This window comes from Mesorhizobium sp. B2-6-2 (assembly GCF_006440615.1).
GTDB lineage: Bacteria > Pseudomonadota > Alphaproteobacteria > Rhizobiales > Rhizobiaceae > Mesorhizobium.
The window spans coordinates 1-12,190 of sequence record NZ_VFUG01000035.1 but is presented as its reverse complement, the minus strand read 5'-3'; the positions used below and the strand labels follow the sequence as shown (position 1 = coordinate 12,190).

Here is a 12,190-nt window from a genome sequence, read left to right as displayed (position 1 = left end):
AGGATTCCAGATTTGGCAGACCTCGGCTGGCGCCAGGACGGCTCCGCCACAAAATCTCACCCGATGCATAAGAACGGTTAGGTGGCGCGCCACCTAACCCTAGGCCGGCGATATTTATGTCTTCCGCGGCCGCAGCGGCAATCTGATCAAGATTATCTGGCATGATGGGCTTGGCATGTCGCTGTATGCAAACGGCTCGAGAAGGGCCGGTTTCTATGGCCGTCGCCGGCGGACGGCACGGTTTCCATATCACCGGCGCAGCTCGCCTACATGCTCGACGGGATCGATTGGCGCAACCCGCGCCACACGTTCCGCCCGCAGCGCGCGGGCTGAGTTTTTCTTTGAGTTTGCGCCATTTTCCGCGAGTCAGCGGGCGCGTTTTATGATTCACTCCAGGGCATGGTTGCCACCGCCCAGGATGCTGTTCCGGACGATATCGGCGCGCTCAGAGCGGCGCTGACCGCAGCGCTGGCCAGAGCCGAAGACGAGGCCGCGCGCGCTGCGCTGGTCGAGGCCGAACTGGCGGTCGCCAGGGCTAAGGCATCGGATGATGCGGCGCTGATCGCACATCAGCATCTGACGATCCGCAAGCTGCAGCGGGCGCTGCATGGTCAGAGTTCTGAACGCTCAGCCCGCCTGCACGACCAGATGGAGCTCACCTTCGAGGAGCTCGAGAGCACCGCGACGGAAGACGAGATCGCCGCCGAACAGGCCGCGGCCAGGACCACCGAGGTGGTGCCTTATGTGCGCAAACGACCGGCGCGTCAGCCATTTCCCGAGCATCTGCCGCGCGAACGCGTGGTCGAGCCGGCGCCGACCGCTTGCCATTGCTGCGGCGGTCATCGGCTACGCAAGCTGGGTGAGGATATCACCGAGACGCTGGAGGTGGTGCCGCGGCAATGGAAGGTGATCCAGCACGTGCGGGAGAAGTTCACCTGCCGCGACTGCGAGACGATCAGCCCCGTCGCCGACCGCTTTGAGGACAGCCGTGCCGGCGAATGCGTCGCCCGCCATCTGGATGGCTATCGCGGCGTCCTGCAGGTCGACGGCAGCGACCGTATTTCCTATGGTCCGGCGAAGCGGTACGGTTTCAGCTGTGTTCATGATCGAGATAGCTCGCGATGGTGGGACCTACGTGAAGGTCTTCGATCAACGCGGTACATCCCCACTGTGGCAAGAGGTACCGGCCGATACATTGTTGCCAGATCCGAATTGTGCTGCCACAAGTCAGCCTATAGCCTGGCCGCATTCCACTGGTAATGGCGACCGGCACCCAGCCCTCCCAACACCTGGGGCGGTTCGAGCTACGACGAGGGATCGCAGGCCCGACCAATGGTCTCCGATCGTGTCAACATAACGCGGGGGGGGGTGGGCTCCGCCCTTCTCCCTCCAGATGTGCCACGCACACCGCTGGAAATGATGATGCCACCCAAGACGGTCGCTTTGATTTGAATTAGAAGGAGAAAAACGTGCTAAAAGAACTGCATTTTGAGATTGCCGAGTTTCAGTCACGTCTAACAGCGGTAAAGAAAGAAATGACGACGAGAGGGATCGAGATCCTTCTTCTGTCAGAGCCGCCTAACCAAAACTATCTTACCGGCTATAACGCTTACTCGTTCTATACTCCGCAAATGGTGATCGTGTCACTCGATCACGACGAGCCTATTTGGGTGGGCCGGTTGATGGATCGCGTTTCGGCATTAATGACTACCTATCTTGCCGATCAAAACATCAGAGCTTACCCCGAAACGCATGTTCATTCGCCCTTCCTATCGGCCTACACCTTTATGGCCGATATTGTAAGGGAAGTCGGGGGCGAGAAGGCGCGCGTTGGCGTCGAGATGGGAGGATACTATTATTCCGCCCGTGCTCACCAGGATCTTACCCGGGCTTTGCCACTTGCGGAATTCGTTGATGCTGACCTACTCGTTGGATGGCTCCGGCTGATAAAGAGCCCGACTGAAATCGCAATCATGCGTCAAGCTGGTCAGCTTGCAGATGTGGCGATGCAATGTGTGATCGATACGGTGGAAGCTGGAGTTCGTGAATGCGATATCGCGGCAGCTATTTATCACCAGCAAGTGTCGGGTACGGCTGAGTTTGGAGGTGACTACCCTGCTTGCCCTCCCGATCTTTGCATAGGCGAGCGTTCAATCGCTCCACATGCAGCTTGGACCGACGAACCGGTGCCGAATTCCTCTGTTGTTAATCTTGAACTTTCGGGGTGCCGGCACCGCTACCAAGTTCAACTCTCTCGTACAATCGTAGTCGGCAAACCCTCAACTGCATTCCAAAATCTGTCGAAGATTGCTGTAGAAGCCCTAAACGTCGGCCTCGAAAGTGTGCGTCCTGGGCGGACCTGTTCAGAAGTGTTCAGCGCATTCAGTCAAGTGCTTGCTCGCCATGGGATTGAAAAGGAGTCCCGAATTGGATATCCGACTGGCATCGCATTTCCGCCCGCATCGGGAGAACGTACGGCTAGTATCCGCAAGGGAGATGAAACAGTTCTTCAGCCAGGTATGGTTTTCCACATGATGCCTGGCCTGTGGCTAGACAACGTTGGAATCACGATCACCCAAAGTTTTGCTGTTAAGGATCGTGGGTTTGACCCTTTAACGAAGACAGCGCGCGAGCTTTTCGTCAAATAGAATGCGGATTACTGTGGGGGGCAAGCTCTTCCTGCAAACCGGCGTCGATCCCGTCCTCTTCGGCGGGATTCCAGCAGTTGCACGTGGTGCGGCAACGCAATGCGCGCTTGTCGCCGCGATCCGCTCCCATGCGGCCGCACGCGTCGCCGGCGAAGCGCCGATCGATGCGACGCTCGACGAGGCGCGGCTGGGCGATTGACGCGGCAGCTACGTCAGGATCGAGTATCTCAAATTGCGAACCGATTAGGATCGGTTTTGCAACGGTTGAGTTGGGACGCAGGGAGGATTGTTTGCGCTTCTGGTCGGGCGGCGAGAATGGCGAACTGTCCGGCCAGCGACGGATTCGGATTGAAGGCGTCCCTGGCCTGTCACTTGCTCATCATGTGAAACATTTCAATGCCGGACAGGATAATGCCGACGCTTACTGAGGATTGAAGCCGCACATCGTTCGGACACGGTGCTTTATGCGCCGATGGTCCTGATTGATCCAATTGTTCAACTATGGCTCCGGCAGATGCGGATCGGCTTCAGCAGGCACCGGGCGCGATCCTGCAAGCGATTTGTGGTGTCGCAGGCGAGACAAGTCTGTAGGCCGGATACCGCCGTAGCGTACCAAAAGGACAGTATTCTTTGACAATATTCCCCTTCACCGAAGCCACCCCGTACAGTTTCAAGCGACTCCGCCGAAGACTTCGGAAGTCGTGGTCATCGGCGGCGGCATTGTCGGCGTGACTACGGCGCTGTTCTGGCGCGCCGGAATATCTCGGTATCACTGTTGGAGATGGGAATCCCGCTCCCGAAGCCTCTGCACTCCGCCCATCGACCGCGGGATTACGGGCTTTTCCTGCAGTTCAAGACAGTGCCGCTCAAGGCGAGTTGGGCGGGCATGATCGATGCAATGCCGGATGTCGTGCCTATCGTCGATCGCGCCGCTGCGATCCTAGGTCTGGTTATCGCGACCGGGATGAGTAGCCACGGCTTCGGTATCGGACCCGGCATGGGCGGGTTGGTGGGCCGACCTGGTCCAAGGAAATGAGACAGGGCACAACCTCCACAGATTCCGCCAATCACGCTTCAGCGACGGCAGCATGATCCGTTTGGGACCTTCCCTCTAGAGGAGATGACCTTCGCCGTTTAGCAGGCTTCGACCAGATGACCGGTCAGCGCGCCGGCCTTGACGGGCACATCGGTTGGCGGAAACGAGATGAACCCTGTCGCATTCTCTGCCTCCTTTTCCGGGTCGAGCGCAGGCGCACGAGCCTAAATTGATCTGCTGCAACTTTTGATTACAGTGCTGTGGCAAGGAACCTTCGTTTTCGGAGTGTTGCAATGTTCAAAGGCTGTCAGTTCGACAAGTCCGCGGTCCTGCTCTGGTGCGCTGCTATCTCTCGCCTGCAATCTGAGCCTGCGTGATCTTGAGGAGATGGCCGAGCGCGGTATTGCCGCACTCCAGTTTGCCTACTCATCGGGAGACGAGATGGTCGTCGGCCCGACGTCGGGAAAGCTTCAGCGCCTCTAAGTGAATAGCTGAGGTGCTTCTTAGGCTGTGGACACCCTTGGCATCGATCTGATCGCCGGCCTTGACCAGCACTTCGGCGATTGTGCCGTCGCGCTCGGCATGCAATGCCGTCTCCATCTTCATCGCCTCGATGGACAAAAGCACGTCGCCGGCCTTGACCGCCTGGCCGGCGGCAACGGCGAGCGCCGAGACGACGCCCGCATCGGTGCTCCGACATGCGCCTCGTTGCCCGGCTCAGCCTTGCGCCGCGATGCGCACGGGTGGTTTCAGTCCAGGCCATCGTGATCTCCATCGAAGCTCGCAAATCCGACGGAATCACAACCGGCTGAAATCACTCAACTATTTTCGGAACGGCGCTAATGGCGGGCCGCCAATCACATCGCGTTAACATTAGTGGTGCTAGTTCGGTGCAGCAAAAGATATAGTATACGACTGATGAAAAGAAGCTCAAAGAGGTCTTATAAATCTTTAAGTTGTTTCTTAAATGTTTAACCCCAGAGACGCAATGGCAGTGTAGAAGCTTTCCCAAGTCAGTAACGACCCGCCCCATTACCGCACTGTGGACGTGTAAATGGGGGAAGCAATAACGACTTCACCCTCGCGCTGATCAGGCAAGGGCATGTGGTGGAGCGAGCCAAAGGCTGTGACGAATGCATTCGCAGAGGCAGTTTGGTACGATCGATGTTTGGGTTTTCCGGCATTCACAGCTGACAATCCCAACGCCATACATGCGTGAAGTGCTAAGCCCAACTGAGCGGGAGCGGGCCGAAAGAATCCGCCACTCAGATCTGCGGCTTTCATACATTCAAGCAAAATTTGCTTTTCGAACCATCCTTGCTGCGCACTTGCATATTCCGGAGCAAGATCTCCAGATGACCGTTTCGCGGTTCGGCAAGCCTCGATTGCCGGCGCGCGATATCGAAGTGAGCCAGTCTCACAGCCAGGATTGGTCCGCCGTCGCCGTTTCAGCCGTGGGCCTGATTGGGATAGATATTGAGCGTTGGCGCCCCTTGGCAAATTGCCGACAATTGGCCCGCCACATTATGACTGACCAAGAAGTCAGGAGGTTTGAAGACGTTACGCGCAAACAGTCTGCGAGAGAGTTCCTGGAGCTGTGGACCAGGAAAGAGGCTATACTGAAATGCGTAGGTCTTGGTCTCCAGCAGGACCCGCTAACGCTTCACACGGGCTGGGATGAGCAGGTTGTGGAATTTGGTGGCCTGCATTATTATCTCAATGCGCTCCCAATCCGCGGGCAGTTAATAGGGCATATAGCATCGCCTTGTCCCCAGCAGATCATCATGCGCACCCTGCCATCTCAATTGGTTGACCAACTTGGACAGCCGGATACCAAATAAATTACTGAACCTTCATGATCGAAGGTCGCGGACAATGGTACCTTCACAGCAAGGTCTGAGGTCAGGGACAGCCAAAAAGGCTTGTGTCCGAATTGCGCTCGGACGCTGCACGAGTACGCAATGCAGGGGCGCAATAAGGGTCGACAGCGTTACTGCAATGGCGCCGTTCGCGTAAATTTATCAAATTAGAAATTAAATCGTTGTGCAAAATGATATTTAACACTTTTTAACAGATGCCTGAACTGAAGTTTGATACATCTTAACATTCTACATTAGATAACCGTGCTACTTTGGCTGCCGTAAGCTTAGGTCGAAGTGGCAGCTTCTAGTGCTATAAAGACCGAATTGGAAGTCCTCATAAAAAAGAAATGTCCGCTAAGAAAGAGGCGTTTTCAGGCGGAATCTAGGTGGAGTGGCTTGAGAGATGGAACAACTTCCTGGTAAGTCAAAAACACTGCTTAGTGTTGTAAAGAGTTCACTTGCGCCGTCGTATCGGCTAATTTGCTTCCCCCATGGGGGGGGTAGCGTCCAGTCGTTCCGTAATTGGCCAGACTATCTCCCTGACGACATTGAGCTTATTTGCTTGGATCTTCCCGGGCGCGGCAAACGATCAGCGGAGGCCGCCATTCGCAGCATGGACGTACTGGCACCCATGGTCATCGAGGCGCTCCAGGAATACAGCGATAGCCCCTTCGTTTTCTTCGGTCATAGCGCAGGTGCCCTCGTGGCCTACGAGATTGCCCGCTCCCTTGAGGAGGCCGGTCGGCCATCTCCCTTCCATGTGGTCGTGTCTGCTCACCCGTCAGCGGATCTGCCCCCGCAAGAGCCGCCGATGTATACATACACCGATGATAAGCTAACCGATGTGATTCGTACCCTTGGTATGGTCCCCAAGAAGGCGCTGGCAAACGAGAAACTGCTATTGGACTTCATTTTGCCGCCCCTGCGGGCCGACTTCGAACTTGCGGAGACTTACGACCGAAACCTGCCAAAGCCTCTCAAGGCGGCAATCACCGCAATGGGCGGAGTTGAGGACGAAATCAATGCCAATGACCTAGACGGATGGCGTCGGCTTACGACGTCGCGCTTCGCCCGGATTATGTTTGATGGCGATCACTTTTTCACCCATGCCATGACGGAGCAGGTGGTGTCCAGCCTCCTGCGCGAGGTTAGCGAGGTGAAGGGACAACTTCCGGTTTCTATCCAACACGGCGAGGTCTTCCCTTATACTAATCTAACGCTGCATGAGCGATTCCGCAAACAAGCAGCTCTCACCCCCGACAGTCCTGCCATCGTTTCAGAGGCTACGACCATCACATATCGTGAACTCGACGACCTAACCGACATTCTATCCAGGCACCTTCTTGGACATGGTCAGAGCCGAGGTTCCAGCGTGGGTATCCTGATGGATACTTCACCTGAATACGCCGTCGCTTTGTTCGGTATTCTAAAAACAGGGGCGGCCTACGTCGTGCTTGACAAAGCATTGCCCGCCGCTGCGGTAAAGCGAATACTTGCGAAAGCATGTGTTGAAATCGTCGTCACCAGCGACCATTTCGCAGCCAAGCTTCCGCCTGACTGGTCCGGTATTGCGCTGTCGCTCGACGAGGGTTGGGAAGCACAACTTGGCAAGGCCAGCCCGGCCAATCCGCAACCGGTGAATATCGATGCGCCGGCCCAGATCTCATTTTCGTCTGGCACGACTGGTGAACCAAAAGGGATTGTCTGCCCCCACCGAAGCAGTGTATGCGCCAACCAGTGGCGCTATCATGCGCTGCCATACACGCTTGGTGAGCGTGAGGCGGTCAATCTCTTCGGGGACATAATGCGGCCGATCCTCGCCGGGATTCCAGCCTATCTGGTCCCCGATGACGTTATCTACGATCCGCATCAGCTGGTCGAGTACCTGGAGCGAAATCGAATTTCCAGAATATTGCTAACCCCATCACTGCTGGACGTGATTATCAGCAGCGGCTTCCTTGACCTCCCCTCCCGCCTTCCCGATCTCAGATTGATCTACCTATCAGGCGAGGTACTAACAGCAGCGTTGCTTGCGCGGGTCAGGGACGCGCTGCCGCACATCAGAATCATCAATTACTACGGCGCAGCGGAGGCATGTGATGTTTCGCATATTGACTTGAGCGAGGTCGATCCTGCGATAATACAAAAGGTCGCGCCGGTGGGTAGGCCTCAGTACAATGTCAGTGTCTATATCCTGGGGGAGCAACGCGATCCCGTCCCAATGGGCTTCTTGGGCGAGGTCTTCGTCGGCGGCGATGTCTTGGCTCATGGATATCTCGGCAGCCCAGAGATGACACGCGAAAGGTTCTTTCCCGACCCGTTTCGCGCAGATGGCACGATGTTCCGCACTGGCGATCTTGGTCGTATGCTGCCAAGTGGCCACTTGGAAATTATCGGGCGCTGCGCTTTCATGGTGAAGATCCGAGGTTACAGCCTCGTGCCCGGGTCTGTAGAAGCTGCCTTGCTTCGCTACGCCGGGGTCCGCTCCGCCGCCGTATTGCCTGAGCTCGATTCGACGACAGGCCAGCCGGACCGACTGGTCGCCTATGTGGTGCTGCACGATGGTTGCAGAGGCTGGGAGGCTCCTTTGCGAGCGCATTTAAAGTCCGAGTTACCGCACTATGCGATACCTGCGCATTTCGTGGCGGTACGGGAATTGCCCATTGCGGCTAACGGAAAACTTGATCGGTCGCGCCTTCGCGGGCTCGCGCAAGAGTCGTGCGCTCTGGTGACCGGTACCGACGAGGTCGAATCAGCACTTCGCGCAGCCTGGCGAGACCTTCTCCAGGCCGAAGCTGCCGATCTGGGCGACAATTTTTTCGACTGCGGCGGACACTCCCTTCTGGCTGCCCGCCTCTGCACGCAGATTCGTGAGAGTCTGAAGGTGCAACTCCGGGTAGTGGAGGTCTTCCTCAATCCGACCTTTAACGAACTCGCGGCTCTTCTCCGCAAACGCATTGGCGAGCAGGGACGTCCCCAAATCGGCAAGCTCCCCAAAACACCGCCAGTCTTGGCGCGTAGGGCGCATGTGAAGGCGCTGGACCGTCGAAGCAGCCCCAGTATGGACATTGCGGTGATTGGTATGGCCGCGCGTTTTCCTGGCGCGGAGACGGTAGACGCGCTGTGGGAGAACCTCTGCCAGGGGGTATGCTCGATCACCTCGCTCTCCAGGCAGGAGCTCAAGGCCCGAGGCATTGCGGAAGCTGTCCTGAATCGCCCGGATTATGTGCGCGTGGGCGCCCATCTCAACGATGTGGACCTTTTCGATCCGGATTTCTGGAGCCTCTCGAGGCGTGAGGCAACGTTAATGGACCCGCAGCATCGGCTGTTTCTCGAATGCTGCTGGAAGGCACTTGAGTCGGCCGGATATGCGCCAACCCAGCATGAAGGCCGGACCGGAGTGTTCGCAGGGTCTTCTTCCCCACTCTATCTACTGCACCATTTGAAGGGCAGCCTCAGCGATCCCACCAACGCGCCACTCGCTTTCCTGACGGAGCTCGGCAACGAGAAGGACTACCTTGCCGCGCGCGTGTCCTACATGCTGAACCTTAACGGCCCAAGCATTGCGGTGCAAACCTCATGCTCAACTGGGTTAGTGGCGATCGCGGTCGCCGCTCAGTCGCTCGCGGCCGGCTATTGCGACATGGCGTTGGCAGGGGGCTCGAGTATCACCTTCCCTCAAGCGGGGTATCAGTTTGTCAAGGACTTCATTAATTCTTCGGACGGTGTGTGCCGGGCCTTTGATGCCGATGCAAGTGGCACGGTGCTCGGAGATGGGGTAGGGGTTGTCGTTCTCAAGCGCCTTGAAGACGCGCTTGAGGCGAACGACTCGATCCACGCGGTGGTAAAAGGATGTGCCATTAACAACGACGGCCGCGCCAAATCATCCTTCTCGGCGCCTAGCGCACGAGGCCAGGCCGAAGTTGTGCGCCAAGCACTTGCCTCCGCGGCACTTGGCCCTGAAGATGTGGAATATATCGAAACTCATGGGACCGGCACCAAGGTCGGCGACCCAATCGAGGTCCGCGCACTGGCAGATGTCTTCGCGGGGCAGGCGAACGCCTGTGCGCTCGGGTCAATTAAACCGAATATCGGCCATGCCAACATCGCCTCAGGGGTCGCGAGCTTTATCAAGACAGCTCTCACGCTTCAGCACGGAGTAATCCCAGCGACAATCAAAATCAATCGGCTGAATGAAGATCTGGGACTGGAAGACACGCCTTTCTTCATCAATGAGCAGCTTAGACCTTGGCCCCGTCCGCCGGGACGTTCACGAACTGCCGGAGTTACTGGACTCGGTATGGGAGGAACCAACTGCCATATCGTGCTGCAGGAATGGGACAGCGACAATGCAAGGGCTTGGCCCGGATCGATTGCACGGGGATCTCACGCCCTTTGCCTATCTGCAAAGACCCCGTCAGCGCTAAGCCGGGCCTGCCTGAATCTAGCTGCGTTCTTGCGGCGCAACCGCGACATCGATCTTGGTGACGTCGCTCATACACTACGCGTGGCGAGATGCCACTTCGCGCATCGAACCGTTGTGGTGGCGCGCAACTTGGGCACGGCCATCGCGAGGTTGGAAGAAGAAGGGGATCGTACAGCTGATCGGACCTTTTCCTCGCCGTCTATTGGCTTCATGCTGCCGGGCTGCGGAGTGCAGCACCCGCGGATGTTCAAGGATCTGTTCGATCACGTGCCGGACTTCCGCAATGCTTTCCTGACTTGTGCGGCCGCTTGTCGCCGGCTCCTGGATCGTGACCTGGAGACGGTCATGTTTGGGGAAGACGACAAATACCGGACGGCTTCCTTCGAAGAAATCAGTGTCATGATTTTCTCCGTGCAATTCGCCATGGCGCGTTCGCTAGAACTGTTCGGAGTTCAGCCCGCTTATCTCGTCGGACACAGCATGAGCGAATACGTTGTGGCTACCCTAGCGGGCATTCTAAAAGTGGAAGATGCTGTTGAGCTGACGATCGCTCGGAGCCGTGCGGTGGCAAATATTGGTATCGATGGTGCTATGCTTGCGGCCGGATGCGGCCCGAGCGAGGCTGAGCGTATCCTCACGGAGGACGCTTGGCGTGATCGAGCAGAAGCTGGCGAGATCGGCGTCGGTATCGTGAACTCAAATACCGACGTCGTGTTCACCGGCAAGCGGGAACTTCTGGAAAGGCTTCAGGAAAGTCTCGAACATCGACAGATCACCAACAACCTCCTTATTACAGCTGGCGTCCCCAGCCATTCGCCGCTGATGAAAGGAGCGACTGACGCCATCGACGCGCGGGTCCGTACACTCGAAAAGGGCCTGCCGAATGTGGCCATTGCTCTCAACTCAGGAGCTCTGCATGAAGCGAAAATACCCTTGCAGGACACCTACTTGAGCAGGCAAGCGATCGAGCCTCTCCGATTTGATCGTGCTCTCAAGCCCGTTGTCGCGGCTGGTGTAGCTGCACTCGTTGACATCGGGCCCTCACGAAATCTGGCGCGTCTGGCACAGGGAGCAATCAACTCAGAGGACCGGAAGACCCGAATTCCATCGATCGTCCCAGCCGCGCGCGACGAGAACGATGAACAATCCACTGACCGCCATGTCCTTCTGGAATGCCTTGGGGCACTCTGGGCCGCGGGTGTTGCGGTGGATTGGAAACGGGCCAGTGATCAATTGGAACCGTTCGGTACTCGCCGTCGCATTTCCCTTCCAACGTACTCATTCGACGGTCACCGATGCTGGCCGGACGATCAGCTTGCGAGGCGGACGGTTCCGCGGCAGTCCGGGGAGCGAGAACAGCAAAGGGGAGAAGAGTTCACGACGCCAGACGAGTAGTAATAAGAGGAGAAAAGGGTTATGGCAGAAAAAGTAGTCGAACCAGGAAAACTAAACATGTTTAGCAACGATGATCCGAGGAAAATTTTTCTTGATGAAGTTAAAAATATTATCGGAGATAACGAAATATGCTTGGACGATAACTTTTTTGATGTTGGGGGAGACAGCCTTATCGCCGCAGAGCTCCAAGCTAATTTGGATAAAAGCAACAATTGGAGGTCGCCGCAATTGGATGAGATAATTGAGGCGGCGACGTTCGGCGACCTGTACGAGCGAATATGCATCCGTAACCATCCGTCGAAATAAGGACACCTCGAACTTGCTAGACTGAATGTCCCAGGAGAACATTTGGTCTAGAGCGGAGACGCAGCTGAACACACAGCTCTGTTTCTGGCTTCGGCGAGACTGGGAGCGGACCATCTTCCGTCCGCATGCGCCAGACTCGACGCACACTTCCCAAAGGGAATGCCAAAATCGGACTCTTCTGTCAGGCTGTAACCACTGGATCTGCGAAATTGCTACCGCACATGGACATTTGGCACCCAGGTGGTCGGCGGCGACAGTCGATATTTGATGAATGCGCATACACCATGCACATCAAATGTATCTGCACGACCCTGGAGGCCAGAATGACGTCGCAAATCGAGAGCTGCCTTGGAATTCTGGGTTTGGAACCTGCCTTGCCACCCAGCGTGGCGCCGCCGGCGCCGCCGTCCGGCTCGCTGTTTAGTTCAGCTACTTTCGAGTTTCCCGTCATATCAGAAACCGTCGAAGGAGCTTGGGCGGATGTTGTCATGCTGGGCGAACCTGCGCTCCAGCCGGC

6 protein-coding genes and 4 pseudogenes are annotated in these 12,190 nt (G+C 56.8%); 8 read left to right on the top strand and 2 right to left on the bottom strand.

All coding sequences use genetic code 11. From position 1 onward, the window contains the following. Window positions 1-399: 399 nt before the first annotated feature. The 3 genes and pseudogenes from FJ419_RS30335 to FJ419_RS30325 all read left to right on the top strand — a co-directional run. Window positions 400-960: pseudogene (locus FJ419_RS30335) on the top strand (IS66 family transposase zinc-finger binding domain-containing protein); the annotation flags it as partial. Between the two features lie 509 nt (window positions 961-1,469). Further along, the gene (locus tag FJ419_RS30330) at window positions 1,470-2,648 is read left to right on the top strand and encodes a Xaa-Pro peptidase family protein (protein ID WP_084016212.1); all 1,179 of its coding nucleotides are present in this window, start codon (window positions 1,470-1,472) and stop codon (window positions 2,646-2,648) included. A 13-nt stretch (window positions 2,649-2,661) separates the two neighbouring features. Then, window positions 2,662-2,847, top strand: a complete 186-nt coding sequence (locus FJ419_RS30325) for a hypothetical protein (protein WP_140700809.1) — start codon at window positions 2,662-2,664, stop codon at window positions 2,845-2,847. Window positions 2,848-2,953: 106 nt separating this feature from the next. Here the strand turns inward: FJ419_RS30325 and FJ419_RS30320 are convergent. After that, window positions 2,954-3,227 (bottom strand): annotated as a pseudogene (locus FJ419_RS30320) (DDE-type integrase/transposase/recombinase); the annotation flags it as partial. 202 nt (window positions 3,228-3,429) lie between these two features. Here FJ419_RS30320 and FJ419_RS31605 point away from each other — a divergent pair. After that, window positions 3,430-3,684, top strand: a complete 255-nt coding sequence (locus FJ419_RS31605) for an FAD-dependent oxidoreductase (RefSeq protein ID WP_064995287.1) — start codon at window positions 3,430-3,432, stop codon at window positions 3,682-3,684. Between the two features lie 519 nt (window positions 3,685-4,203). On the opposite strand, the pseudogene FJ419_RS30310 reads toward FJ419_RS31605, so the two are convergent. Continuing rightward, window positions 4,204-4,418 (bottom strand): annotated as a pseudogene (locus FJ419_RS30310) (biotin/lipoyl-containing protein); the annotation flags it as partial. A gap of 399 nt (window positions 4,419-4,817) precedes the next feature. Between FJ419_RS30310 and FJ419_RS30305 the strand changes: the two are divergent. From FJ419_RS30305 to FJ419_RS31055, 4 genes and pseudogenes are all read left to right on the top strand, one after another. Then, on the top strand, window positions 4,818-5,525 hold the full coding sequence (locus FJ419_RS30305) for a 4'-phosphopantetheinyl transferase superfamily protein (RefSeq protein ID WP_084016210.1): 708 nt from the start codon (window positions 4,818-4,820) through the stop codon (window positions 5,523-5,525). Between the two features lie 424 nt (window positions 5,526-5,949). Beyond that, window positions 5,950-11,367, top strand: a complete 5,418-nt coding sequence (locus FJ419_RS30300) for a type I polyketide synthase (RefSeq protein WP_084016208.1) — start codon at window positions 5,950-5,952, stop codon at window positions 11,365-11,367. Window positions 11,368-11,388: 21 nt separating this feature from the next. Then, window positions 11,389-11,673, top strand: coding sequence for an acyl carrier protein (locus FJ419_RS30295; RefSeq protein ID WP_084016206.1), 285 nt, complete (start codon window positions 11,389-11,391; stop codon window positions 11,671-11,673). Between the two features lie 323 nt (window positions 11,674-11,996). Next, a pseudogene (locus tag FJ419_RS31055) lies at window positions 11,997-12,190 on the top strand (hypothetical protein); the annotation flags it as partial.

Bases quoted from the DNA above. Each gene is read 5' to 3' on its own strand.
- FJ419_RS31605 (WP_064995287.1), top strand. From the start codon at position 3,430: ATGGGAATCCCGCTCCCGAAGCCTCTGCACTCCGCCCATCGACCGCGG.
- FJ419_RS30305 (WP_084016210.1), top strand. From the start codon at position 4,818: ATGCATTCGCAGAGGCAGTTTGGTACGATCGATGTTTGGGTTTTCCGG.
- FJ419_RS30300 (WP_084016208.1), top strand. From the start codon at position 5,950: ATGGAACAACTTCCTGGTAAGTCAAAAACACTGCTTAGTGTTGTAAAG.
- FJ419_RS30295 (WP_084016206.1), top strand. From the start codon at position 11,389: ATGGCAGAAAAAGTAGTCGAACCAGGAAAACTAAACATGTTTAGCAAC.